The sequence below is a fragment of the Sphingobium sp. CCH11-B1 genome (assembly GCF_001556865.1).
Lineage (GTDB): Bacteria > Pseudomonadota > Alphaproteobacteria > Sphingomonadales > Sphingomonadaceae > Sphingobium.
The window spans coordinates 14923-38942 of record NZ_LSJY01000004.1 but is presented as its reverse complement, the minus strand read 5'-3'; the positions used below and the strand labels follow the sequence as shown (position 1 = coordinate 38942).

Annotated in this window: 24 protein-coding genes; 18 read left to right on the top strand and 6 right to left on the bottom strand. The window is 63.1% G+C overall.

The features are described from left to right. Window positions 1–78 precede the first annotated feature (78 nt). The 8 genes from AX724_RS01340 to AX724_RS01305 all read left to right on the top strand — a co-directional run bounded on the left by AX724_RS01340 (window position 79) and on the right by AX724_RS01305 (window position 9104). Complete coding sequence (locus AX724_RS01340; protein ID WP_062731383.1) at window positions 79–1086, top strand: LLM class flavin-dependent oxidoreductase; 1008 nt, start codon at window positions 79–81, stop codon at window positions 1084–1086. Then, the gene (gene cofH / locus AX724_RS01335; RefSeq protein ID WP_066762698.1) at window positions 1083–3422 is read left to right on the top strand and encodes a 5-amino-6-(D-ribitylamino)uracil--L-tyrosine 4-hydroxyphenyl transferase CofH; all 2340 of its coding nucleotides are present in this window, start codon (window positions 1083–1085) and stop codon (window positions 3420–3422) included. Before AX724_RS01340 ends, cofH begins: the two co-directional genes overlap by 4 nt. A gap of 43 nt (window positions 3423–3465) precedes the next feature. Beyond that, window positions 3466–4122, top strand: coding sequence for an NADPH-dependent F420 reductase (gene npdG / locus AX724_RS01330; RefSeq protein ID WP_066762695.1), 657 nt, complete (start codon window positions 3466–3468; stop codon window positions 4120–4122). A 10-nt stretch (window positions 4123–4132) separates the two neighbouring features. Then, complete coding sequence (cofE, locus tag AX724_RS01325) at window positions 4133–4870, top strand: coenzyme F420-0:L-glutamate ligase (protein WP_066762717.1); 738 nt, start codon at window positions 4133–4135, stop codon at window positions 4868–4870. Then, a complete protein-coding gene (gene cofD, locus AX724_RS01320; protein WP_009823730.1) occupies window positions 4867–5793 on the top strand; it encodes a 2-phospho-L-lactate transferase in 927 nt (308 codons plus the stop codon). The genes cofE and cofD overlap by 4 nt, the downstream gene beginning before the upstream one ends. Beyond that, on the top strand, window positions 5790–6365 hold the full coding sequence (gene cofC / locus AX724_RS01315) for a 2-phospho-L-lactate guanylyltransferase (RefSeq protein WP_082733356.1): 576 nt from the start codon (window positions 5790–5792) through the stop codon (window positions 6363–6365). Before cofD ends, cofC begins: the two co-directional genes overlap by 4 nt. Before the next feature lie 87 nt (window positions 6366–6452). Continuing rightward, complete coding sequence (locus tag AX724_RS01310; RefSeq protein ID WP_037544041.1) at window positions 6453–7373, top strand: TIGR03619 family F420-dependent LLM class oxidoreductase; 921 nt, start codon at window positions 6453–6455, stop codon at window positions 7371–7373. 75 nt (window positions 7374–7448) lie between these two features. Beyond that, on the top strand, window positions 7449–9104 hold the full coding sequence (locus AX724_RS01305; RefSeq protein WP_062731508.1) for an FAD-dependent oxidoreductase: 1656 nt from the start codon (window positions 7449–7451) through the stop codon (window positions 9102–9104). A gap of 92 nt (window positions 9105–9196) precedes the next feature. Here the strand turns inward: AX724_RS01305 and AX724_RS01300 are convergent, their stop codons facing one another. The 3 genes from AX724_RS01300 to AX724_RS01290 are packed head-to-tail and all read right to left on the bottom strand — an operon-like array spanning window position 9197 to window position 12359. Then, window positions 9197–10273, bottom strand: coding sequence for an LLM class flavin-dependent oxidoreductase (locus AX724_RS01300; RefSeq protein ID WP_037544038.1), 1077 nt, complete (start codon window positions 10271–10273; stop codon window positions 9197–9199). Between the two features lie 59 nt (window positions 10274–10332). Further along, on the bottom strand, window positions 10333–11406 hold the full coding sequence (locus AX724_RS01295) for an aromatic ring-hydroxylating dioxygenase subunit alpha (RefSeq protein ID WP_062731378.1): 1074 nt from the start codon (window positions 11404–11406) through the stop codon (window positions 10333–10335). 14 nt (window positions 11407–11420) lie between these two features. After that, complete coding sequence (locus AX724_RS01290; protein WP_009823724.1) at window positions 11421–12359, bottom strand: Rieske (2Fe-2S) protein; 939 nt, start codon at window positions 12357–12359, stop codon at window positions 11421–11423. Between the two features lie 78 nt (window positions 12360–12437). On the opposite strand from AX724_RS01290, the gene AX724_RS01285 reads away from it, so the two are divergent. Next, window positions 12438–13091: a TetR/AcrR family transcriptional regulator gene (locus tag AX724_RS01285; protein WP_231736431.1), complete on the top strand. Its 654-nt coding sequence runs from the start codon at window positions 12438–12440 to the stop codon at window positions 13089–13091. Between the two features lie 35 nt (window positions 13092–13126). Here AX724_RS01285 and AX724_RS01280 read toward each other — a convergent pair whose 3' ends face one another. The 3 genes from AX724_RS01280 to AX724_RS01270 all read right to left on the bottom strand — a co-directional run bounded on the left by AX724_RS01280 (window position 13127) and on the right by AX724_RS01270 (window position 15393). Beyond that, entirely contained in the window at window positions 13127–13630 is a 504-nt protein-coding gene (locus tag AX724_RS01280) for an ester cyclase (RefSeq protein WP_009823722.1), read from the bottom strand. A 38-nt stretch (window positions 13631–13668) separates the two neighbouring features. Beyond that, window positions 13669–13986, bottom strand: a complete 318-nt coding sequence (locus AX724_RS01275; RefSeq protein WP_066762691.1) for a 2Fe-2S iron-sulfur cluster-binding protein — start codon at window positions 13984–13986, stop codon at window positions 13669–13671. A gap of 90 nt (window positions 13987–14076) precedes the next feature. Continuing rightward, on the bottom strand, window positions 14077–15393 hold the full coding sequence (locus tag AX724_RS01270; protein ID WP_231736430.1) for a sulfotransferase family protein: 1317 nt from the start codon (window positions 15391–15393) through the stop codon (window positions 14077–14079). A gap of 124 nt (window positions 15394–15517) precedes the next feature. Between AX724_RS01270 and AX724_RS01265 the strand changes: the two genes are divergently transcribed. From AX724_RS01265 to AX724_RS01225, 9 genes are all read left to right on the top strand, one after another. Then, window positions 15518–16396 (top strand): helix-turn-helix domain-containing protein, encoded by an 879-nt coding sequence (locus tag AX724_RS01265; RefSeq protein ID WP_066762689.1) that lies wholly within the window; start codon window positions 15518–15520, stop codon window positions 16394–16396. Between the two features lie 121 nt (window positions 16397–16517). Continuing rightward, window positions 16518–17309 (top strand): SDR family NAD(P)-dependent oxidoreductase, encoded by a 792-nt coding sequence (locus AX724_RS01260; RefSeq protein ID WP_082733355.1) that lies wholly within the window; start codon window positions 16518–16520, stop codon window positions 17307–17309. A gap of 63 nt (window positions 17310–17372) precedes the next feature. After that, complete coding sequence (locus tag AX724_RS01255) at window positions 17373–17885, top strand: VOC family protein (protein WP_066762687.1); 513 nt, start codon at window positions 17373–17375, stop codon at window positions 17883–17885. Window positions 17886–17889: 4 nt separating this feature from the next. Continuing rightward, a complete protein-coding gene (locus AX724_RS01250; protein WP_009823716.1) occupies window positions 17890–18654 on the top strand; it encodes a tyrosine-protein phosphatase in 765 nt (254 codons plus the stop codon). Continuing rightward, window positions 18641–19954, top strand: coding sequence for a DUF1214 domain-containing protein (locus tag AX724_RS01245; RefSeq protein WP_231736429.1), 1314 nt, complete (start codon window positions 18641–18643; stop codon window positions 19952–19954). The genes AX724_RS01250 and AX724_RS01245 overlap by 14 nt, the downstream gene beginning before the upstream one ends. An 11-nt stretch (window positions 19955–19965) precedes the next feature. Next, window positions 19966–20421, top strand: coding sequence for a nuclear transport factor 2 family protein (locus AX724_RS01240; RefSeq protein ID WP_009823714.1), 456 nt, complete (start codon window positions 19966–19968; stop codon window positions 20419–20421). Between the two features lie 54 nt (window positions 20422–20475). After that, window positions 20476–21564 carry a TIGR03857 family LLM class F420-dependent oxidoreductase gene (locus AX724_RS01235; protein WP_231736428.1) on the top strand — a complete coding sequence of 363 codons (1089 nt, stop codon included), beginning with the start codon at window positions 20476–20478 and terminating at the stop codon, window positions 21562–21564. Window positions 21565–21566: 2 nt separating this feature from the next. Beyond that, complete coding sequence (locus tag AX724_RS01230; protein ID WP_062731369.1) at window positions 21567–22697, top strand: phosphotransferase family protein; 1131 nt, start codon at window positions 21567–21569, stop codon at window positions 22695–22697. 124 nt (window positions 22698–22821) lie between these two features. After that, window positions 22822–24009, top strand: a complete 1188-nt coding sequence (locus AX724_RS01225) for a sulfotransferase family protein (protein WP_066762679.1) — start codon at window positions 22822–22824, stop codon at window positions 24007–24009. The last annotated feature ends 11 nt before the right edge of the window (window positions 24010–24020 follow it).

Here is a 24020-nt window from a genome sequence, read left to right as displayed (position 1 = left end):
GAGCGACCTGCCCGCCTTTCCCCCTCTACAAGGACAGGTTTGCAGCGAGACGACAGGTCGTAGGGAGTTCTCGAGAGGATGACCATGAAGCTCGGCATATGCAGCATGTGGGGGGATCTGCTGGACGGATTTCGCGAAGAGGTCCGTCTTGCCTCCGATCTTGGTTTTGAGCTTATCAGCGTGGGCGATTCGCCGGCGGGTTGGCATGAACTCTACGTGTCGCTGACCCTCGCCGCGCTTGACGCGCCGAAAGCGACTTTGGCGCCACTGGTCACCTCGCCTTTCATGCGACATCCGCTGGTGACGGCCTCCGCCCTCAGCACCATCGACGATCTCTCCGGCGGGCGCGTGGCGCTGGGCCTGGCGACGGGCGGTAGCACGGTCATGGCGATCGGCCGCCCGCCCGCCACGCAGCGGGAAATCCGAACGGAACTGGCGGCGCTGCGGGATCTGTTCGCCGGACGGCCAACGCAGATGAACGGCATGCAGATCACACCGCTCCGTTTCGCTCGCCCGATTCCGATCTATTATTCCGCTTTCGGTCCCAAGGCGCTGGCGCTGGCGGGTGAGCAGGCCGACGGCGTCATATTGTTCGCGGGCGAACGCCATCTCGACGCGCTGAAGGACCGGATCGATACCGTCCGGGATGCCGCGCAGGCGGCGGGCCGCGATCCCCTGTCGATCGATATCTGGGTCGTATCCTTCGCCTCGATCCGCCCCACACGGGCCGAGGCCATAGACGATCTCAAGGCGTTCATCGTCGTCAACGGCATGGCCTTCCGAACGCCCGAAACCCTGGCGCGTGTCCCGACGCAGTTTCGCGGCAAGATCGACGCCTTGCACGCGCGTTATGATCCGACCGAGCATGTGGTCGTGGGCGGCAGGAATGTGGCCCTGATGGAGGAATTGGGTTTGACCGAGTTTCTGGCGGACTTCGATACGCTGGCGGGACCAATCGATGCGGCGGTGGACATGCTGCGGCGCATGGAGGCGATGGGTGTCTCGACCTTCATCGCGGCCTTGCCCGGGCACGCCGCGCCGCTAGAAACCATTCGCGGGCTTGCCCGAGCGCGGAGTATGATGTGACACTGGATCTACTGTATCTGAGCGAAGACGAAGCAGTGGGCATCGCGACGGTGCTGCGATCCCGGTCGCTCGGCGACATGATGGAGGCGGCGGAGGCGATGACGGTGGCGGCGCATGGCCGTCGCGTGACCTATTCCCGCAAGGTTTTCATTCCCCTCACCAAATTGTGCCGCGACGTGTGCCACTATTGCACCTTCGCCACCACGCCGGCCCGCGCGGGTGATGCCTATCTTGGCAGAGACGAGGTTCTGGCCATCGCCCGCGCTGGCGCGGCGGCCGGTTGCCGGGAAGCCCTCTTCACGCTCGGCGATCGGCCCGAGGCCCGCTATGCCGCCGCGCGAGAGGCTCTCAGCGGGCTCGGGCATGACTCGACCCTGTCCTATCTGGCCGAAATGGCGGAACTGGTGTTCCGCGAGACGGGCTTGCTGCCGCATCTCAATCCCGGCCTGATGATCGGCGAGGATTATGCGCAGTTGCGGCCTCATGCCGCCTCCATGGGTATCATGCTGGAGAGCAGCTCCGATCGCCTGTGCGCGCGCGGCGGCCCGCATTTCGGATCGCCCGACAAGACGCCTGCCCTGCGCTTGGCCGCCATCGAGCAAGCCGGGCGGGCGCGCGTGCCGTTCACGACCGGCCTGCTGATCGGTATCGGCGAAACGCGCGACGAACAGGTGGAGGCGCTCGTCGCCATTCGCGATCTGAATCGCCGCTACGGGCATATTCAGGAAGTCATCATCCAGAATTTCCGGGCAAAGCCGGGGACGCGCATGGCGGATCATGCCGAACCGTCGCTCGACGATCATCTCTGGTCCATCGCCGCCGCCCGGATCATCTTGGGGCCGCAGATGACGATCCAGGCGCCGCCCAATCTCCATGATCGCGTCGATCTGGCGCCGCTCATCCGGGCCGGCGTCAATGACTGGGGCGGGGTGTCGCCGGTCACTCCTGACCATGTGAACCCGGAGGCGCCCTGGCCGCATCTGGAGATATTGGAGGACGCCACAAAGGCCGCAGGCCGCATATTGATGCAGCGGCTCGCCATCGGCCCGCGTTATGCGCTTGCTGCGCGGGATTGGGCTGCGCCAGCCATTGCCACCCAGATCCTGCGCGCCATCGACGGGCGGGGCTTGCCCAAGGTGGACGAATGGTCCGCGGGGCATGGCGATCCCGCGCCCGACACCATGGTGATGGAGCCGGTTCTCGCTTCCCGATCGATCCTGTCCATCCTTGACGCTGCGGAGGAGGGTGAACGGCTGAGCGAAGCGGACATCGTGACCCTGTTCGATGCCGAGCAGGATGATTTTGCCGCCATCGTCGAGCGGGCCGACCGATTGCGGCGGCAGGCCGTGGGTGACATGCTGACCTATGCGGTCAACCGCAACATCAACTATACCAATATCTGCCTCTATAAATGCGGCTTCTGCGCTTTTTCCAAGGGCAGCACCAAGGCCATGCGCGGTCCGGCCTACAGGCTCGACATGGAAGAGGTCGGACGCCGCGCGGCCGAAGCCTGGGATCGCGGCGCGACCGAAGTCTGCCTGCAGGGCGGGATCCATCCCGATTATGACGGGCATACCTATCTCAATGTCCTCAAGACGGTGCGCGAGGCCGCGCCGGACATCCATATCCATGCCTTTTCGCCGCTCGAAGTGACGCATGGCGCCCGCACGCTCGCCCTGCCGCTGGAGGATTATCTGGCGCGGTTGAAGGAAGCGGGGCTGTCCACGCTGCCCGGTACGGCGGCGGAGATACTGGACCCCGAAGTTCGCGCCATCATCTGCCCGGACAAGGTGACAGCGGACGAATGGATCGAGGTGATGCGCGTGGCCCATGGGGTGGGCCTGCGCAGCACGGCCACGATCATGTTCGGCCATGTCGAGGAATATAAGCATTGGGCGCGCCATCTGCTGCGCATTCGCGGATTGCAGGAGGAGACGGGCGGCTTCACCGAATTCGTGCCGCTGCCCTTCGTCCATATGGAATCGCCGATATGGCGCAAAGGGCTGGCGCGATCGGGGCCCAGCTATCGCGAAGCGGTGTTGATGCACGCCGTGGCACGCATCGCGCTGCATCCGGTGATCCCCAATATCCAGGTGTCCTGGGTGAAGATGGGGCCGGAGGGCGCCGCTGCGATTCTGAAGGCGGGCGCCAATGACATGGGAGGCACGCTGATGGACGAATCGATCACCCGGGCCGCCGGTGGCGTCAATGGGCAGGAATTCGGTCCCAGGGAAATGCAGGCTCTGGCGGCATCCGTCGGGCGCCCGGTGCGCCAGCGCACAACGCTTTATGAGCCGGTGCTGCCGCGTCGCGCCGTATTGGCTGAACCATCGTGACCGACCTGCAACGTCGCTCGCCAGTTTCATTGAAGGAAAATATATGACTCTTCCCGCCATCGCCGTCGTGGGCGGCACCGGTAATCTGGGCGCTGCAATCGCCTGGCGGCTGGCGCGTGCCGGCTATCCTGTTACGATCGGATCGCGCAACGCCGAAAGTGCGGAAAAGGCCGCTGCGGAATTGGGGCATGGCCTGCGGGGCGGCGCCAATGTGGATGTCGTCGCGAATGCGGACATCATCATCGTGACGGTGCCCTTCGCAGCGCAGGAGGCGACACTTCGCGACATCGCACCGCATGTTGTTGGCAAGTTGGTCGTGGATACGACCGTTCCCCTCGTCCCGCCCAAGGTGATGCGGGTCCAGTTGCCCGACGAAGGCTCCGCCGCCCAAAAGGCGCAGGCGGTTTTGGGAGAGGGCGTGACGCTCGTGTCCGCGTTCCACAATGTCGCCGCGCACAAGCTGGCCAAGGATATCGATGTCGGCTGCGACGTACTGGTCTTCGGCGACGACAAGGATGCCCGGGGTCGCATCGTGGCGCTGGCCGATGCCATGGGATTGAGGGGGCTTCACGGCGGCGCGCTGGTAAACTCCGCCGCCGCCGAGGCGCTGACGTCGATCCTCATTTTCATGAACAAGACCTATAAGGTTGACGGCGCGGGCATTCGTATCACAGGAGATTTGATCCCGCTCGACGCTTGAGGTGTATTTGATGATCGAAATCGTACCGTTGACCGGAATTGGGGAGGTCAGACCGGGCGATGATCTGGCGGACATTCTGCATGTGGCGCTTGATCGGCGCGGCATTGAACCCCACGCCGGCGACCTTCTGGTCGTGACGCAAAAGATCGTGTCCAAGGCCGAGGGGCGTTTCATGTCGCTGGCTGATGTGGAGCCTGGAGAAGAGGCGCAGCGCCTGGCCGATATCACGCGCAAGGATGCGCGGCTGGTGCAACTGGTGCTGGATGAATCCAGCGCCATCCTGCGCGCCGTGCCCCACGTCCTGATCGCGCGGCACCGGCTGGGCCATGTCATGGCCAATGCCGGGATCGATCGGTCCAACATCGGGGCGGGGGAGGGCGATCGCGCCTTGCTCCTGCCGGTCGATCCCGATGGAACGGCGTCGCAACTGCACGCCCGACTGGGCCTGCCCGTCGTCATCTCGGACAGTTTTGGCCGACCCTGGCGGATGGGCGTGGTGGCGGTCGCCATCGGCGCCGCCGGATTGCCGGCGTTGCAGGATCGAAGGGGCGAACTGGATCGCGACGGGCGGACGCTTGAAGTTACCCAGGTCGCCCTGGCCGATATCGTCGCGACGGCCGCCTGCCTCGCCACCGGGGAAGGCGCGGAAGGCATACCGGCAGCGCTGGTGCGGGGTTGCCCGCTGACCGGCCCGGCTCGCCCCGCCGCTGATCTGGTGCGCCCCGTTCACGAAGATCTGTTCGCATGAAGCGCGTCGTTGTTCTGACCGGTGGCGTCGGCGGCGCGAAGCTGGTTCTGGGTCTGTCGCGCATCGTGGCGGGCGAGGGGCTGACGGCGATCGTCAATACCGGGGATGATTTCCGGCATATGGGGCTGCACATTTCGCCCGATATCGACACCTTGCTCTATACGCTGTCCGGCAAGGCGAATGGCGCGCAGGGTTGGGGGCGGGAAGGCGAAAGCTGGGGCTTCATGGCGGCCCTTCGCGAATTGGACGGGGAGGACTGGTTTCAGCTTGGCGACGGCGACCTGGCCCTGCATGTGGCGCGGACCCATGCCCTGACGCAAGGGCAGAGCCTGTCGCAGATCACGGCGCGATTTGCCGCCCAGTGGGGCATCGCCACCCGGATACTGCCCATGAGCGACCAGGCGCTCGCGACGATATTGGTTACGGACCAGGGACGGCTTGAGTTTCAACGCTATTTCGTCGAACAGCGTTGCGCGCCGGCCGTGCGACACATCATGTTCGAGGGCGCCACGCACGCCGTTCCAGCCCCGGGCGTCATCGAGGCGATCCAGTCGGCCGACGCTGTATTGCTGGCCCCATCAAACCCATTTCTGAGTATCGATCCGTTACTGGCGGTGCCCGGCATAGGCTCCGCGATCAAACAGACCAAGGCGCCCGTCATCGCCGTGTCTCCACTTGTCGGCGGCACGGCGGTCAAGGGCCCGACCGCCAAGCTGATGCAGGAATTGAGCATGGCGGTCGATAATGACAGCATCGCCCGGCATTATGCCGGGCTGATCGACGCCATCTTGATCGATAACGGAGACCGTTGCGAGGCGCCGGACATTGTCGTTGGGCGTTGTGCGACCCTGATGACGACCCCGGATGACAAGATTCGCGTGGCGCAGGCGGCGCTCGATCTCGCGATCAGCTTTCGTTCGTGACGGACTGGGCTGCCCTCGTCCCCTTGAAACAGGGTGTGGAAAGTAAGTCGCGACTTCGGGAAGCGCTGGAACCGGCCGAACGCATGGCGCTGGCGTCGGCGATGGCCGCGCGGGTCATGACCTGTCTGTCCAATGTGAATGCGATCAATTCCCTATACCTTCTTGCGCCGACGGAAGTATCCGAATGGCCGTCGCATTGGTTGCCCGACAGCGGCAGAGGCCTCAATCCAGAGTTGGAGAGCGCGCGGGCGCAATTGGGCAATCGCCCCTTGCTCGTGATCCATGCCGATTTGCCGCATCTGACGGTGCAAGACGTCCAGGCCTTGCTGACTGCCGCTGACGATCGCGGCTGTGCCTTCGCGCCGGATCGGCACGGCCGCGGCACAAATGCGGTGGCACTCCGGGACGCCAACCCCTTCCGCTTCGCCTTCGGACGGGACAGCCTTACGCCCCACAGGCAGCAGCGTCCGGGGGCCGCGATCGTGGAACGGGCCGCTCTTGGCTTCGATATCGACACGCCCGCCGATTTGGCTGAACTGCATGATATGTGCGCGGCAAGACTGAAATCTTGACCGGCGCTATCCTTCCCAAGGGAAGGTGTGGTCGAACCGATCCCGGCCATTCTACCTGCCGATCTGGAAATCAGGGAGGATCGGTCGATGAAACTGAACGTGGGCGTGCCCAACAGCATGCATGTCGCGGCAATGACGCAAGCTTGGGAATACAGCCTGACCGGGGACGACATCGGACAGGCGATGGCGACGGCCGATCGACTGGGCTTCAACAAGTGCATGTTGGGCGAACATTTCATCATTCCGCAAGATCATATTGGCCTGTCAGGCGACCATTATGTCCATGGCACGGTTGCCCTCTCCTTCCTGGCCGGCCGCACCAAGACGATGAAATTAAGCTCCTCGGTGTCAATCCTGCCGCTGCAGAGTCCGATCGTTCAGGCCAAGGCCTGGTCGACCCTCGACTGGCTGAGCGGCGGGCGGGCCACGGCCCTGTTCGGGGTCGGCTGGCTGAAGGAAGAGTTCGACATGCTGAATGTCGATTTCCACCAGCGCGGACGCATGGCCGACGAGTATATCGCCGCGATCATCGAATTGTGGACGTCGGAAAAGCCCGAATTTGAAGGCGAATTCGTTCGGTTCAGGAATGTCGGTTTCGCGCCCAAGCCGGTGCAGCAGCCGCGCTTGCCGATCTGGCTCGGGGGCGACGCCGAACCGGTGCTCAGGCGGGTGGCGAAATTCGGCGATGGCTGGTCGCCCTTCCGTACGCCACCGGAAAAATTCCCCGAATGCCTCGATTTCATCCGTTCGCAGCCGGAATATGACGGGCGGCCGATCGATCTGTTCTTTGCACTGGAAATGCTCAACGTCGGCGCCCATCACGAGATCATGGATGACCCGCGCGCGCCCGGAACGCGGGATGCGCAGAAGGTCATCGATCAGGTGGGCTGGTTGAAGGGATTGGGGGTCAATGAAACCATCGTTCCTCTGCCGCCGGGGATATCCGGGCTGACCGAATATCTCGATCGGCTCCAATGGGTGGCCGAGGAAATCATGCCCAAAATCTGAAAACCTGCCGGGGGAAAGGCGCGGAAGGCTGCGCTTTTCCCTCTTGGTTCTCGAAAGAAGGATCGGGAGGACTTGATGGCCGAATATGATGTTGTGGTGGTGGGATCGGGCGCGGCCGGCATGACGGCAGCGATCAGGGCCGCGTCTGCCGGGCTGTCGGTTCTGGTGTTGGAAAAGGCCGCACATTTCGGTGGCACGACTGCGGTTTCGGGCGGCGGCATCTGGATCCCCGACAGTCCGCAGGCCAGGGCGGCCGGTGTCGAGGACAGCCGCGCCGTGGCGCGCCAATATGTGCTGGACGTCATCGGACCGACGGCCGATCCCGCGCTGATCGACGCCTATCTCGATGCCGGTCCGGAAATGGTGGAATGGCTGGACCAGAACAGCCAGGTGCATTTCCTGCTCTCGCCGCCCAGTAGTGACTGGTATCCGGAAGTCCCCGGTGCGGCCGATCATGGCCGCCTGCTGTCGCCGCAGGAATATGACGGTAAGAAACTGGGCGATCATTTCGCCGATCTTCGTCCCGCGCGCGAGGAGTTCAATGCGCCGGGCGGCTTCATGATCGATCTGTTCGATCTACCCTATCTGGCGGGAATGCCCTCGCCCAAGTCGCTGTTCCATTTCGGCAAGCTGGCCGCGAAGTTCGGCCTGGATAAGGTTCGTCGCTATCCGCGCGGTACGCGGCTGACCATGGGCAACGCGCTGGCGGCGCGGCTGATCCGATCGGCGATCGATACCGGCGTCACGCTCCGCAAGGACGCCGCCGTCGATCGGTTGCTGGTGAAGGCCGGCCGCGTGACCGGTGTGCGCGTTAATGGCGAGGATATCGCGGCGCGGGTCGGCGTGCTTCTGGCGTCGGGCGGCTTTTCCGCCAGCGAGCAGTTGCGCAAGGCTTACATCCCTTATGCCGAGGAGCATGTCTCGATCCTCCCCTATGAAAATACCGGCGACGGGATGAATATGGGGCTGGATGCCGGCGCTTCGCTGGACGGCGACAATCTTGTCAATGCGGTTTGGGCCGTGGTGTCGAAGATGACGCGGCCGGACGGCTATGTCGCGCGCTATGCCCATCTGATCGACATGTCGAAGCCCGGCTGCATCGCGGTCGATGCCAAGGGCGAGCGGTTCGGGAACGAGGCTTCGGTCCATTTCGTGGAGGCCATGCACAAGAGCGGCACCGTGCCCGCCCACATCATCGGCGACGCCGCCTTCATCAAGAAATATGGCATGGGCATGGTCTATCCCGGCGGTGGCGGCCTGAAAAAGTTGATCGCGGCGGGCTATGTCACGGAAGCGCCCAGCCTGCGCGAACTGGCCGGCAAGATCGGGGTGGACGTCGATGGCCTGATGGCGACGGTCGCGAAGATGAACCGCTATGCCGAGACCGGCAAGGATCCGGATTTCGGCAAGGGCGACACGCAGATCGACATCGAGATCGGCGATCCCAAGCATAAGCCCAACCCGTGCCTGGGCCGGGTGGAAACCGCGCCCTTCTATGCCATCAAAATCCATCCGGGCGACGGGTCGACGACCGTGGGCCTCAAGATCGACGCGCAGTGCCGCGTGATCGGCACCGATGGCGCGCCGGTGGAGGGATTGTTCGCCGCAGGACTCGACGCCAATTCCATTTGGCGCGGCAAGTCGCCGGCCCATGGCTGCAATGTCGGCCCGGCCATGGTGACCGGCTTCATCGCGGGCAAAGCCATGGCCGAGACACTGGTGCTGGCATGATCCTTTTCGGGCGGGTTAACGGCAAAAGCCGGGATAAGGAATATCCCGATCCCGGCTTCTGCCGTTTCAACTTCTGAGAGGGCCGCAGGCTGCTACGCCGGTTCGGCAACCATGCCCGCGCGCGCTCGGGCGGTCGCCACCAGCTTGAACAGGCCCGCATTATAGTCGGTCAACTGCTCCATGGTCAGGTCCCGATAGGGGGTCATCGGGCAAAGCGAATCCACAACATCCCAGAACGGCTCGATCTTTTCGAGCACTTCGTCCACCGGCCCGCAGGTCACGAAGGCTTCGACCATATCGTCGGAAACATTGCCGATGACCTTGCCGATATCGCCATGCTCGCCCAGGCTGAGCTGGCAGGCGCGGGCCTGATCGCCGAAGCCGATCGCCTCGAAGAAGGGCTCATATTCCTTGTAGCCCGAATAGGCCGCAACGGTGGCGCGGCTGTCGTCGATCGCCCTCTGCTTGTCGTCATTGACCGCGATCCACGGCCAGGCGTTGATTTCGATATCCCCGCGCTTGCGGCCATATTGGGCCAGCGTGTCGGTGATGAAAGGCAGGCGGCTCTTGGTATAGGCTGCCGACCAGAGGGCATGGACCATCAGGCCGTCGCCGACCTCCAGCGCCAGCGCGGTCATCTTGTCCTGCAGTGCTGCGATCCAGATCGGGATTTCCTCCCGCACCGGCGGGGCGGTCAGCATCATTTCCTCGAAATCGGCGGAGAAATATTCCCCTGCGACCGGATCGAGCCCCTTATGCGCGTTGGCGATGACGTAGCGGATGACCTTGACGCTTTCGCGCAGGTGCGACAGCAGCTTGCGTTCCGGCTCCCCATACATGCCCGTGACGCAGCTCTTGATGCTGGAGCCCAGCCCCAGCACGAAACGGCCATTGGAAATGCGATCGACGTCCATCGCCGCATAAGCGGTCTCCACCGGACTGCGCGTTCCCGCGATGGCGACGCCCGTGCCGACCTTCAGGCTGTCGGTCAGCGCGGCGGTAGCGGCCATCGGCACGAAGGGCGGCCCGTAAATCTGCAGCGAAAAGCAGCCTTCGAAACCCGCCTGTTCCATTTGCTGGCCGATGCCCGCCATGGCGGGGGCGGGCAGGGTAGGCATGACGGCCCACCAGCGGCGTTCACCGCCGACGGCATTGACGAGCGTGGACATGGCGTCTCCGAAAAGAAAAAAGAGCGGACGCTGCCGTCCGCTCATGGGGAGAGATCAGATCAGAACTGGAACAGTTCCTTGCGCAGGCCAATGATGTCGCTGCAATCGGCGCTGACATTGTCACGATAGGCGAAATCGCCATTCGCCTGCCGGTCCGCAAGCTCCATCATCGCCATGCGATAGCGCTGCCCGGCCTGGTCGAACTTGCTGTGCAGGTCCTTGCGGTCGGTATGGCGCATGTAGCGCGGGCTTTGCGGGGACGTCATATAGCTGTCCTGCCGCGACACCTTGTAGCCTGCCTTGGGCATGACATGACGGAACATCAGTCCCGCGTTGGACGTGTTCATGACCATTTCCATCCGCGTGCGGTCCCGCGTTTCAGGCGTGCAAGGGTGGAACAGCGGCACATCGTCGCCGGGGCTGAACCGGCCATAGGCGATGGCGCAGTGCGAACGCAGATAGATGCGGATCACCTGCCGCACATTCTGGGTCGGCTGCTTGATACCGCTGAAGAACTTCATCACCGGCGCGACCGACTTGTTGACGCAGGTGCGGACCATCGTGACGGTCTCGCTGTCGTAGAAGGTTTCCACTGTCTCGCTGTCCGACCGTTCGTCGCCGACGACATCGGCGTGCAGGAAGTCGGCATGGGTGAGGTCGATCAGGTTTTCCAGGCTGATCGGCGCTGAGCTTTCGAAACGGACGGTCGCGGTCATGTGGCGCGGCAGGCCCCCCTTGGGCGGGAGGAAGGGCAGGCTGGGCAAATGGCGGGGATCGGCGGCCAGCGGATTGCCGAACCATACCCAGACGACGCCATAATGCTCCATTACCGGATAGCGGCCCTGGGCGTTGGTGAACTCGCTCTTGTCGCGGGCGATCCGCTCATTGGGATGGAACTCGCTCGCCACGGCGACGCCATTGTCGCGCCACAGGAAGATGGGGTGTGAATAGACGGCGCGACGGACGGGCTTGCCGGTCACGGAATAATCATGCGCTACCGGAAACCAGCTGTCGCGCATCACCAGATTATGCGGCACCCAGCGGTTGATGGCATTCAGCGCGATCGGGCTGCCACCCGATGGCGCGGCGGAATTGTCGTCGTGCGAGACGGGACGATCGGCGGTTTCGAGCATCTTCAAATCCTCCTTCAGGCCGCTACGGTCTGATCATGGGTCGCTGGCGTGGTTTCCAGCATCACCTTGCGCAAATCCTCGCCATGCAGCGAGACGGTGGGCTTGGTGGCGCGCAATTTCGATCCGTCAACCGACGCGAGAACCGACAACGGATTGATCCCGCGCAGCACGGCGCCCCGCACACCTGGATGGCGCACGCCCAGTTCGGCGCGCCAGCGTACCGCCGTCACGCCCCGCGCCGAAGGCACGGGCGAGAGGACGGCATGGAGCAGATCGTTAAACTGGTCGTCACGCAGCGTCAGTTGCGTTTCGCCGGTCAGCGGATGGGTGCGCGTCAGCAGGGTGAGCGGAAATTCGGCCACGAAGTGCGACGGCCAATGCAGCGGATGCCACTGGCAGTTGCGCTCCATCACCAGCAGGCCGTTTTCCTCGTGCAGTTCCGACATCAGATAGGGGCTGAAGCGGACACCACGGATCGACAGGATCAGGCTGGGGTCATCATAGAGAGCGTTGAGATATTCCTGATGGCTGCAACTGACGTTGACGGTGCCGACATAGGTATATTTCGGGTCGGCGCTGAGCGGCGCCTGCGCCTTGGGGTTGAGGCAGACCCGCACGAAGCCGGCCTGTTCGGTCACCGCAAAGGCATTGGCCTTGTAGATCGGCGGGAATTTCTGCTGATCCTTCATGTTCGGGATTTCTTTGAGCCGCCCCGTCTCGCCGTCATAGCTCCAGCCATGATAGCCGCACTGGATCTGGCCATTGTCCCGGATGCAGCCGAGCGACAGAGGCGCGCGACGATGCGGGCAGCGATCCTCCAGCGCGCGGGCGATACCCTGATTGTCGCGCCACAACACGACCGGCTGATCGCCGATGTCGACGGACAGGGGCTTTTGAGAGGTCACTTCCTCGGACCGTGCGACAGCCCACCAAAGATCAGAATCGAGACTCATAGCGCTATCCACTCTCCTTTCGATTAAATTGACGGATGACAATTTATATGTCAACGTCTTTTCGCTATGGATTTGCTGATGCTCGATCGCCCCCAGCGCACACGCGGTCGCCCCGCGCTCAATGCCGCCCAGGCCGTGGACGAGGACAAGCTACTGGGTCTGGCCTTCGCGACCTTCGCGGAACGCGGCTATGAGGGCACGACGCTGCGTGATCTGTCGAAGCGGCTGGGGGTCAGTCATAATCTCCTGAATGTCCGATTTGGCCGGAAGGAAGATTTGTGGGTACGCGCGGTCGACTGGCGGATGGCGCAGGCCTCGCCCTTCGTCGAAGCCGCTTTTGACGAACCGGCTGATCCGGAAGTTCGGCTGCGCCATCTGATCCAGCGTTTCTGCCTCTGGGCGACGAACAATGGCGATATCGTGTCGCTGACCAATGTGGAAGGTTGCCGTTCGACCTGGCGGCTGGATCATATCGTCGAACATTTCGTGCTGCCGTTCCAGAAACGGCTCGACGGCCTGCTCGACGCGGTGCGGCTCCAGCGGCCGGTTCATGGCTTGTCGACGGCCGCATTGATGGCGTTGCTGGTGCAGGGGGTCGGCTATTATTTCTGCGCCGTGCCGATGCAGGAACGGCTGGGGGCTGGGCGGGAAGTGGATGATGTCCATGCCGCCGAACATGCGGACAGGCTGGCCGCCTTCCTGCTCGCTGCCCTCCTTCCGCCGATCGCCTGACCGGAGCGGAAGAAGAACAGTAGCACATCTGTTGTTTACTTGTAGGGGTCGACCGGCTGAGGGACTTCCACTACGCCGATGTCTTTCAGCATGGTCAGCACGTCGGAAATGCTGAAGATGCTGACGATCTTGTCGTCCTTGAACTTGACGATCGAGAACCAGTTCACCTGGAACTCGTTGCCGGTCGGCTGCACGCCCATATAGGGACCGCCGACATGCTTGCAATAGTGGGTGGCGTAGATCCAGATCTCGTCGTCGCCCTTGCCGACCGCGTCGATGGTCTTGTAAGCGGCGGGGAAGAAGGTCTTGTAGAGCGCGACCGGCGAGGTCTTCCACTCTTCATAGGTGCCCAGATCCGGCCGGTTGGGGTTGCCGTACCGGAAATCGGGATGGAAAAACCGATCCATGCCGTCAAAATCGCCGGCGTTCAGGGTTTCCTGCAGGTCGGTCCAATGCTTGACCATCTGCTTCTGCTTGTCGGTCAGCACGGTCGAATCCGACACGTCCAGCTGTTCACGAATATCTTCTTTCCAGGCCACGATAGTCCTCTCTCATACATTCAGGATTGGTGTTGTGCTCAGTCTTCAGGAGCGATGGTGATCGTAAGGCCCGATAGGGCTTCCGTCATCATGACCTGACAGGACAGGCGTGAATAGTCGTTGCGGTGCGGCGATCCATCCAGCAGATCGCTTTCGTCGTCCGATACCGGGGGCAGGGATTGAGCGAAGGCGGGGTCGACATAGACATGGCATGTCGCGCAGGAACAGCAGCCGCCACACAGCGCCAGCAACTCATCGAAACCGGAATCTCTTATGGCTTCCATTACCGAGCTATCCGCGGATGCATTGATCGTCTGCTGTGCGCCGTCACGGGTAATGACATTCAATTCGGGCATGGCATTCCTCTGGTGGAATCGAAAGTAATACCCCGTTCTAATCAGGGGGCGGTGATTTCTATCCTGTCGAAAGGCAGGTCGTGAACTCTGCTATTTCACCTCGACCTGCACCGGGAACCGCTCGAAATAGAAAGCGAACGGGCGGCGCAATTCCTCGCCGGTCACATGGAAATCGCGCTCCAAATCGTAGACGATCTTGCCCTTGGCCTGCTCGCCATGTTCGGCCAGATAGTCGTGCAGGTCGGCTAGAGCCTCATCGGTCAGCGGGATGCCGGCAATGCGATAAATCTCCTTCAGGATCGGATCGGGATTCCTGATCCAGTCATGAAAATAGACGTCGATCGTCTGGTCGGGGGGCAGGATGTGGCGATCCCGCACACAGGCGCGGAGCAGCTTTTCATAGCGGTCGGGCCAGTAGCCGAGCGGCTCTTGAATATCGATCGTCTTGCGGAACATGCGCGCCGCATAGCTGTACATGGTGAGCTGGGACCGGATGGACCCGACCGGATCGCGATGGGTCAGGACGAAGGTAGCGTCGGGAAAGGTCTTATAGAGGGCGGGCAACTGCTCCATATGCTGCGGGCATTTGATGACCCATCGGTTCGGTCCGTTCAGGAAGGTCAGGACCTGGAGGCCCTTCTTCAGATAGGCATAGGTGCCCGACTGGTCGTGGCTCAGATAATAGTCGCGCCAGCGCGGCACATGCGCCAGCCACTCGATCAGATAGGAGGAGAAATCGACCGCCTGAAGCTCGATATCCTCGCTGATATGATCGGGCGAAAATTCGTGCATGATCGCCATATAAGGCAGGATTGATTCCATCATCCGCCAGCCCTGTTCCGCCTTGGTCCAGCGCGGATTGCTGTCTTCGTCCGTCGGGGTTTCGTCCGGGGCGGGAACCGGCGCGATCGCTTCCCACCAGGGCAGCGAGCGGAAGCGGCGATCGGCCGACAGCAGGCCGAGCAGATGCGTCGTGCCCGATCGGGGAAGGCCCGCGACGATGATCGGCCGGTCGATCTGGATGTCCAATATCTCCGGGTGGCGCTTCACCATGTCCTCGATCCGCAGGCGGGTCGCGGCGAAGCGGATCATCATCTGGAACAGGTTGGCGCGCGTGACGGCGGATGCGTTGTCGTCCTCGTCCACCGCCTGGCACCAGACGGCCAGCCGCTCGCGAAAATCCTCCGCGCCGAAATCCGACAGCCCGGTCTGCGCCTGCGCCGCAGCCAGGATTGCGGTCGGCTTCAGCACGATCTGGTCCGCCGCCGCTTCGGCCCCGGCGATTACCTGCTTCTGGACATCGGTTAGCACGGGGTGATGCAGGTCGGTAATGTCGATGATGTTACGGCGCGCGGCCTCTTCCTGCCCGGCACTGCCCATGTCGCTCTCCTCTTCTCGATGCGCCATCTAAAAGCGCGGACCCTTTCTTCCGCAAGGTGCGTAGCCATCGCCGCTGCGCCAAATGGTCCCCAAAAGCGCCATGCTATGCAGCGATGGTATCGCGACAGGCGAAACTGTTCGGAGAGGTTGGATGAACGCTGTTTCCCACGTCTATGATCTGCCCGTCACGCCGACCATGGAATGCACGGTCCGGGGTCGGATCGCGCTGCCCGGCGTCGTGATGGAATTGCATCATTATCGCTTCCGCGGCCAGCAGGGCGGGGTCTTTTCGTCGCCGCGCAGCTTTCTCGATCTTGCGCTATCCCCTCGCCCGGGTCGTCCTTGCGGCGGTTATGGCGGGATGGAACAGGGCAGGGCCAGCGCCCTGGGCGACGTGCTGTTCGTTCCGGCGCGAAGCGAACTGCATACCGAGTGGGGCGAGGGTGAGCAGACATCCATATGCTGCGGCTTCGACGGGATGGGCTTCGATCATGACGGGCCGGACCTGTCGAGCGACGCGTTGCAGGCTTCGCTCGACGTGCGCAGTCCGACTGTGCGCGAGGCGCTGCGGCGTATCGCCGGCGAGATTGCGCAACCCGGCTTTTGCAGCGAGATGCTAACGCAGGCGATATGGCTTCAGGCTGCGATCGAATTGCAGCGCTATCTGCGTGGTTCGGCGCGCGATGGCGGAACGGGAGGAGGCGGCATGTCCCGAACCCAGCTTCAACGCATCGAGGATCGCGTCGAACAGCCGGGGAAACCCCCGTCCGTCGCCGAACTGGCGGCCGAATGCGGCCTCTCCACCCGCCATTTCTTCCGCCAGTTCAAGATCGCCACTGGGCAGACGCTCACGCGCTACGTCGCCGACCGCAAGATCGACCGGGCGAAGCAGTTGCTGCGTCGGGCCGGTCCGGCGATCAAGGTCATCGCCTGGGATTGCGGCTTCGACAGCGCGGCCGCCTTTTCGGCGGCCTTCCGCAAGGCGACCGGACTGACGCCGCGGCAATTCCGAGAGGGCGTGATGCATTGAAGCCAGGGCCGTTTCGCGATGGCATTGGCACGATCGCGAAACTGGGGCCGCTTGTTCATCGGCCCGGTCGCCAGCAATGTTGCGCCAAAGCGCCGCCGCCGTTCGAGCGGCCATCGGGAGAATGGACGTGCCGGAAAATCTGTTCGATCTGAGCGGCAAGGTGGCGCTGGTCACGGGCGCCAATTCGGGGCTGGGTTTCGGCTTTGCCCGCGGTCTTGCCCGTGCCGGCAGCGACGTCGTCCTCTGGGGGCGGCGCGCCGACAAGAATGAAGAGGCGGCGGCCGCATTGCGCGCGCATGGGGTGCGGGTCTTCGCCGATGTCGTCGATGTGTCCAGCGAGCCCGCGATCGTCGCCGGCTTCGCCCGCGCGCTCGATGCAATGGGCCGGGTCGACACGGTGGTCGCCAATGCAGGCGTCGCCAGCCGGGTGCCGTTCACCGACATGGACGTCGCCACCTATCGCAAGCTGATCGACGTCAATCTCGATGGCGCCGTCTTCACCCTGCGGGAGGGTGCGCGGCACATGAAGGCGCGCGCGGAAGCCGGCGACCCGGGCGGTTCGCTGATCATCTGCGGCAGCGGCTCGATCTTCCAGGGTGTGCCGACCATGGCCCATTACGGCATTGCCAAGGGCGCGCTCAACGCCCTTGGCAAGGCGCTGGCGGCCGAACTCGGTCCGATCGGCGTGCGCTGCAACGTCATCGCGCCGGGTTTCATCGAAACCGAAATGACATTTGCCGATCCGGAGGTCGGCAGGATGATCGCAGACGTGGTCGCAGCGAAGGCCCCGCTCGGGCGGGCGGGCAAGCCGTCCGATCTGGAAGGCGCGGTCGTCTATCTCGCGAGCGATATGGCGGCCTACCACACCGGCGACACGCTGGTCGTGGACGGCGGCAAGATGTCCGCCAACTGACCGAGCGGCAGGTGCCGCGCCGGGCTTTTACGGCCTGATTGTCGATATTAGCAGGAGATATCCATGTTCGCCCGGCCCAACAGCCAGCATTGCCAGGTCGCCTATGTCACCAACGATCTCGACGCGGCGATGGCCGCGCTCAAGGACGCTTATGGCACGCCTGGCTTCTTCGAATTATCGAACATCCAGCCCGGCGAAGATCCGACCGGCAAGCCGGTGCTCAAGATCGCGCTAGCAGTGGTCGGCGGCGTCGAGGTCGAACTGATCGAGCCGGTGGGCGACACGGCCCCCTTGTTCAGCGATTTTCTGCCCGAGGGCAACGATCTGGCCATTCGCTTTCATCATGTCGCGACCCGGATCGACGGACCGCTTGCCCATTGGGACGCCCATGTCGCTTCGCTCGACCTGACGCGGCACCCGGTCGTGTTCGAAGGCGCGCTGGGCGACTCGCTGCGCTATATCTACACAGACGAGCGCGCGACGCTGGGCCATTATGTCGAGCATGTCTGGATGGCGCCCGACCTTCTGGCGCAGATGCATGCCGTCGTCCCTACCTATCCGCCCGTGAAGGACTGACTGTATGACCATCGCCCTGTCCCGCCTCAATTTCCGCGACATTGGAGGCCTGCCGACCGCGGACGGAGGGCAGGTCCGGTCCGGCATCCTGTTCCGCTCCGAAGGGCCGGCGAGTTTCTTCGAGGATCATCATGCGGAGCTGTCGGATCTGGGCTTCCGCTCGGTGGCGGACCTCCGATCGACGATCGAAAGGGATGCGGCGCCGCATGGCTGGTGCGGCCCGGATTGCCGTATGCTCGACCTCGACATGAACACCGACCTGCGCGCGCAGGGCGAGGACATGTGGCTGTCGCTCGGTCGTGAGCCGACCGCCGCGCGCGCCGTCGAGGTGATGACGCACAATTATGGCCTCATGCCGCAGGCCTTTCTGCCACACCTGTCGCGGATGGTCGATGCGCTGCTGGCGCAGGACACGCCGATGCTGGTCCATTGCACCGCGGGTAAGGACCGGACCGGCGTCGTCGTCGCCCTGTTCCTCGACCTGCTCGCCGTGCCGCGTCCCATGATTATGGAGGATTATCGCAAGTCCGACATATTCGGCCAGAATCTGCGCGTGTCGGGTCATCTCAAGCGCGATCTGCAAAACACCTTCGGCTTCGTGCCGCCCGACGACATGGTGGCCATCCTGATCGGCGTTCAGGATGATTTTCTCCTGAGCGCGCTCGATATGGTCGCGACGCGATGGGGCGGCATTGAAGGGTATTTCGAGGCGGCAGGCGTCGACGCGGAACGGCGTGCTGCGCTGAGGCAATTGCTTGCCACAGACTAGGCGGGAAATCTGCGCTGGGCTGCCAGCCGTCCTCGCCGGGCTTTTGCTGCCGGGCGGGATCGCCCGGGCGTCCGCCGTCGACCGGAAGAATATGGTGGAGAATGAGATGAGCGACAACGGCATTTTCGAATGGGAAGATCTGCTCGACCAGCTTCGTCCGCTGGGCCAGTTGATGCGCGATCGTATCCCGGAAAGGTTGCGCAGCGATCCCCGCGTCATGCAGGAATCGATGCGGCTGCTGTTGTCGGGCGTGCTGCGCACGAGCAACGACGCGATCATGCATGATCGCAGTCACCCGATCTTCGTACCCGAACTCAATATCTGCCAGAATATCTTTCAGCCCAATGCGGACACCATTTACAAGGCGGCGCTGATCGAAAAGGGCGGCACCTATCGCATCCGGGGCGATCGCGGCACGACACGAATGATGATCCTGGCCCAGCTCGGCCCGGACACGCTGCGCACAGGGCAGCATCATCCCGCGCAGGACGCCAATGATTTCAACGATCTGCATATCGGGGCTGACGGGACGTTCGATGTCATCCTCTCACCGACCCGTCCGGCCGACTATGATGGCGACTGGTGGGAACTGAAACCCGCGACCGAGAAGCTGATGGTTCGGATCGTCGCCTGCGACTGGGGCGTCGAGCGCGAACCGCGCTTCGGCATCGTGCGCCTGGACGCCGATCACGCCGCCAAGGGACGCCCCACGCTGGCGCAACTGGCGCATCGCTTTGCCGAAATTCCCGCCACGGCCGCCGTCTGCGCGCTGGCCTTTCCAGACAAGGTGCAGAAGCTGCGCGACGAAGGGCTGATCAATACGCTCAAGGTGGTCGACTTCTCACAGATGACCGGTCTTGCCCGACAGTCCTATTATGAGGGCGCTTACGAACTCGCCGATGACGAGGCGCTGATTACCGAGGTGAAGATCCCCAAGGAGGTCGACTACTGGTCGCTGATACTGACCAACGAACTTTATGAGACGACCGACTGGTATCATAACCAGTCCAGTCTCAACGCGGCGCAAGCCGTGCTCGATGGCGACGGCTATTTCCGTGCGGTCATTTCCGCGCGCGACCCTGGCGTCCACAATTGGCTGGACACGTCGGGTTATGCCAGCGGCGCGGTACAGGGGCGCTGGTTCAATACCGACGAGCGGCCCACACCGACGATGAAGAAAGTCAAGCTGGCCGACGTGCGCAGCCATCTGCCCGCCGATACCGCGCTGGTGACACCGGATGCTCGCGCGGAAGCGATCCGCGAACGCACCCTCCGCGCGCACACGCGCATCATCTGGTGATGGAGGACTAAATGAGCGAAGAACTGACCAGGTTGCTCGACTATGAAGCGATCCGCAACGTGAAGGCGCGCTATTGCCGCTTTCTCGATACCAAGGACTGGGACGGATTTCTCTCTCTGTTCACTCCCGATGCGGTGCTGGACGTCGAGGAGGATACCGGCAACCCGCCGATGAGCGGGCACGCCGCGATATTGGAGCAGGTGCGCTCCGCGGTCATCGATGCGCGGTCGGCGCATCAAATCCACTCCTCGGAGATCGACCTGCGCGGCGACGAGGCGGACATGATCACGGCGATGCAGGACCGGGTGGTCTGGGCGCCGGGCAAATGCCCGATCCCCGGCGGCCAGTCGATCACCGGTTTCGGCCATTATACCGAACGCTATGTGCGTCGGGACGGTCAGTGGAAAATCGCGGCGCTCAAGCTCACCCGCCTCTATGTCGAGGTGCACCCCGGACCTGTCGTTTGACAGGTTGCCAATGCTCCTCCCAACGGCAATGCAATGGCAAATATTTGAGAGGACATGGGAATGACGGAAGCGGTGGAACCGGGCGCACGGGCGCTTTTCGACAAGTTCGGCACCTATATTCTGCCAGGCCGCGTCAACGATCCGCGTCGCGGCATCGACGAAGCGAAGGAAGCGGAGCGCATCGGCCTTGGTTGCGTGTGGATTTCTGAACGCTATGCGCTCAAGGAGCCGGCGGTGCTGGCGGGCGCGGTGGCCGAGGCCACGTCGAAGATCCGCATCACTGGCACCATGTACGCAACGATGCGCCACCCGCTGGTCACGGCCAGTGTCGCCGACATGATGCAGGCGATGAGCGGGGAGCGGTTCCGCCTGATGTTCGCGCGGGCCGTGCCGGCCTATATGAAAATGCTCGGTTCGCCGCCGATCACCATGGAACGGCTGGCCGATCTGATCTCGATCTGTCGGCGTCTCTGGGCGGGCGAGAAGATCAATTATGAGGGCGTGCTGGGCAAATTCCCCGCCATCAGCCTCACCGATCGTCATGGCGGCACGCCGCCGCCGATCATCTTTACCGCGATCGGTCCCAAGAGCCTGGAATTTGCCGGCGAACATTGCGACGGCGTGCTGCTGCATCCCTTCGTGTCGGCGCAGGGGGTGAAGAACAGCGCGAAGATTGTCCGCGACGCGGCCGAAAAGGCCGGCCGTGATCCCATGTCCGTGCGCATCTATCACAATATCATCGTCGCCCCGGACCTGCCCAAGGAGGAGGAGGAGGCCGTCGTCGGCGGCCGCGCCATCACTTATTTCGAACTGCCCGGCTTTGGCGACCTGATCGTCGACATCAATGGATGGGACACGAAGGTGCTGGAGGATATCCGCGCCCATCCCAAAATCGCCGGCCTCAACGGCAAGCCGGCGGATCAGGCCTATACACGGCAGGAACTGGTCGATGTCAGTCGTCTCATTCCGCAGCAATGGCTGGATGAAGGCGCTGCCGTGGGGACCGCAGCCCAGTGCGCCGACCAGCTAATGGCCTTTCTGGACGCGGGCGCCGATGAAATCCTGCTGCACGGCTCGTCGCCCAAGGATATGGGGCCGCTCACCACAGAACTGAAGCGCGCGCTGGCGGGGAAGGGGCTGTAATCATGGAATTGCTGACCCCCGATCGTCTCACCGTCCAGTTACAAGACTGGCTGGCGGGCGAAAAGCCCGAATGGCACGACATTCGCGTTCGCCCGCTCGATGTGACGCTGGGCGCAGGCTTTTCGGCGGACATCTTTTTCGTCGACGTCGACTATGTCGATCCGGCCGGTCCCCAGAGCCAGACGCTCGTGGTTCGCCGTCAACCGATGGACCTGGAAGTGGTGTTCGGCAGCAGCCTGGCGCTACAGGGCAAGATGATGGCGGCGCTCGATGCGCGGGGCGACCTGCCCGTCCCGCCCTGGATCGGCATGCATCTCGACCCCGATATTCTCGGCCTGCCTTTCCTCGTTATGGGCAAGGTGGAAGGGGAATGCGCCAAGCAGAAGCCCAACTATAATTTGGAGGGCTGGCTGGTCGAGATGAGCCCGGCGCAGCGACGGCAAAGCTTCACGAACGCCATCAACGCCTTTGCCAGCCTGGCGAAGATCGACTGGCGCGATGGCTTTGAATTTCTCGCCCAGCCTGAAAATGGGCAGCCAGGGCTTGATCAATATGTCGGCGCGCTCGAAGCGTGGCACAAGGCGGCCGGCCGAGGCCGCGCCATGCCCATCGTGGATGCAGCCATGGCCTATGTGCGCGCCAACATGCCGGCCGTTGCGGGGGTGAATGTGCTGTGGGGCGATCCCACGCCATCGAACGTGATGTTTTCCGCCGATGGTCAGGTCAACGCGCTGATCGACTGGGAACTCGCGGCGCTGGGACCGGCCGAGCTTGACCTCGCCTGGTGGCTCTATTTCGACGATCTGTTCGGCCGTCGCTTCGGCATCACTCGGCTGGAAGGCCTGCCGACCAGGGACGAGACGATCGCCATCTGGGAAGCGGCAAGCGGCCAGAAGGCCGGGCATCTCGATTATTATGACATCGTTGCGGCGCTCCGTATGGCGCTGGTCGCCGTGGGCGCCTTCGACCGGCAGGTCGGCATCGGCAATATCCCCGCGACCAACAAATCGCTCAACGACAATTTCATGACCCTGTATCTGGCTGAAAAGCTGGGGCTGCCTATCCCCGAACTCGGACCGGATTTCGTAGCCTTCATGAAGAATCTAACGCCGGTGGAAGACAAGGCGGCCTGAAAACGGGCCGCTGCGTGTAAAAGCGAATTGCCCGCTTGACCGATGCCCCAATCAATAAATATACAGTGTGGAATAATAGAATGGAGAGGTGAGTCATGCGGCAGCGGCCGGTCGAAGGGCATTCATGAAAAGCGCTGTCGCAGAGCGCGCGCCGCTTTCCGCCGATGCACTGATCGCGGAAGCGCGCGCCGTGACCGGACTGTCGGACTTTGGATCGGACCTGTCCTTCATGACCGGCTTTCGTCGGCTGGTCGATGCAGTCGAGGCGATGGACCCGTCCGCCCAGTTACGCGAGACCGCGCATCACAAAATCGTCGGCCTGCTCGCAACCCGGCTGCGCTTCGCCGAAGACGAACGGCTGCATCCTGACATCGTGGCGCAGGATGTGGGCGACCCGCTGATCGTCTGCGGCCTGCCGCGCACCGGGACGACGATCACATACGACCTGCTTTGCCTCGATCCGGCGGCCCGGGCGCCGCGCGAATGGGAATGGTATATCCCCTGGCCGGCGCCGGAAATATCCAGTTTCGACAGCGATCCGCGCATCGCGCAGGTGCAGGCCATCTATGAAAACTGGCTGAAGCACGCGCCGCAACTGGCCGACATCCAGCGGATGGATTGCACCCAGCCGGGCGAGTGCAACCATGGCATGATGCTGCATTTCGCCAGCACCAATTTCCCGGCCGAACTGGGCGTGCCCGCCTTTGCCCGATGGCTGCAGGACGTCGTGCCAGAAGGGCAATATCGCACCCACAAGCGGATGCTCCAGCACTTCCAGTGGAAAGGGCCAAGGGGCCGTTGGACGCTGAAATCGCCGCAGCATCTCATGGACCTGCCGGGCCTGGTGGAAACCTATCCGGGCGCGATGCTGGTGTGGACGCATCGCGATCCGGTGCTGACCCTTTCTTCGCTGTCGAGCATGATCGCCGGCTTCTTGGCCGCGGTCGGCGGCGCCAATGATCTTCAGGCGATCGGCCGCTCGGTCGTCGATACCTGGTGCGCGGGGTTGGCGCGAGCGACGCAGGCCCGTGCCAACGATGCAGCGATCGAGGGCCGCATCCTGGACCTCGCCCACCGCGATATCGTCGCTGACCCGATGGCGACGATTGAGCGCATCTACGACCGGTTCGGCCTGCCATTCACCGACCCCCATCGTGACCGCATCGTGGAGTTCCTGACGAACAATCCTGCCGCCAGCCGCCTCGGTAAGCACAGGCACAGCCCCGACCAGTTCGGCATCGATCCGGGCGAGGTGCATGGACGGCTCGCCGACTATTATGCGCGCTACGGCCATCTGTTCGACCGCGCCTGATCCCCTATCTT

Coding starts and splice junctions, on each gene's coding strand:
- AX724_RS01340 (WP_062731383.1), top strand. CDS start 79: ATGACCATGAAGCTCGGCATATGCAGCATGTGGGGGGATCTGCTGGAC.
- npdG (WP_066762695.1), top strand. CDS start 3,466: ATGACTCTTCCCGCCATCGCCGTCGTGGGCGGCACCGGTAATCTGGGC.
- cofE (WP_066762717.1), top strand. CDS start 4,133: ATGATCGAAATCGTACCGTTGACCGGAATTGGGGAGGTCAGACCGGGC.
- cofD (WP_009823730.1), top strand. CDS start 4,867: ATGAAGCGCGTCGTTGTTCTGACCGGTGGCGTCGGCGGCGCGAAGCTG.
- AX724_RS01310 (WP_037544041.1), top strand. CDS start 6,453: ATGAAACTGAACGTGGGCGTGCCCAACAGCATGCATGTCGCGGCAATG.
- AX724_RS01305 (WP_062731508.1), top strand. CDS start 7,449: ATGGCCGAATATGATGTTGTGGTGGTGGGATCGGGCGCGGCCGGCATG.
- AX724_RS01300 (WP_037544038.1), bottom strand. CDS start 10,273: ATGTCCACGCTCGTCAATGCCGTCGGCGGTGAACGCCGCTGGTGGGCC.
- AX724_RS01295 (WP_062731378.1), bottom strand. CDS start 11,406: ATGCTCGAAACCGCCGATCGTCCCGTCTCGCACGACGACAATTCCGCC.
- AX724_RS01290 (WP_009823724.1), bottom strand. CDS start 12,359: ATGAGTCTCGATTCTGATCTTTGGTGGGCTGTCGCACGGTCCGAGGAA.
- AX724_RS01285 (WP_231736431.1), top strand. CDS start 12,438: ATGCTCGATCGCCCCCAGCGCACACGCGGTCGCCCCGCGCTCAATGCC.
- AX724_RS01275 (WP_066762691.1), bottom strand. CDS start 13,986: ATGCCCGAATTGAATGTCATTACCCGTGACGGCGCACAGCAGACGATC.
- AX724_RS01270 (WP_231736430.1), bottom strand. CDS start 15,393: ATGGCGCATCGAGAAGAGGAGAGCGACATGGGCAGTGCCGGGCAGGAA.
- AX724_RS01265 (WP_066762689.1), top strand. CDS start 15,518: ATGAACGCTGTTTCCCACGTCTATGATCTGCCCGTCACGCCGACCATG.
- AX724_RS01260 (WP_082733355.1), top strand. CDS start 16,518: ATGGACGTGCCGGAAAATCTGTTCGATCTGAGCGGCAAGGTGGCGCTG.
- AX724_RS01255 (WP_066762687.1), top strand. CDS start 17,373: ATGTTCGCCCGGCCCAACAGCCAGCATTGCCAGGTCGCCTATGTCACC.
- AX724_RS01250 (WP_009823716.1), top strand. CDS start 17,890: ATGACCATCGCCCTGTCCCGCCTCAATTTCCGCGACATTGGAGGCCTG.
- AX724_RS01240 (WP_009823714.1), top strand. CDS start 19,966: ATGAGCGAAGAACTGACCAGGTTGCTCGACTATGAAGCGATCCGCAAC.
- AX724_RS01235 (WP_231736428.1), top strand. CDS start 20,476: ATGGGAATGACGGAAGCGGTGGAACCGGGCGCACGGGCGCTTTTCGAC.
- AX724_RS01230 (WP_062731369.1), top strand. CDS start 21,567: ATGGAATTGCTGACCCCCGATCGTCTCACCGTCCAGTTACAAGACTGG.
- AX724_RS01225 (WP_066762679.1), top strand. CDS start 22,822: ATGAAAAGCGCTGTCGCAGAGCGCGCGCCGCTTTCCGCCGATGCACTG.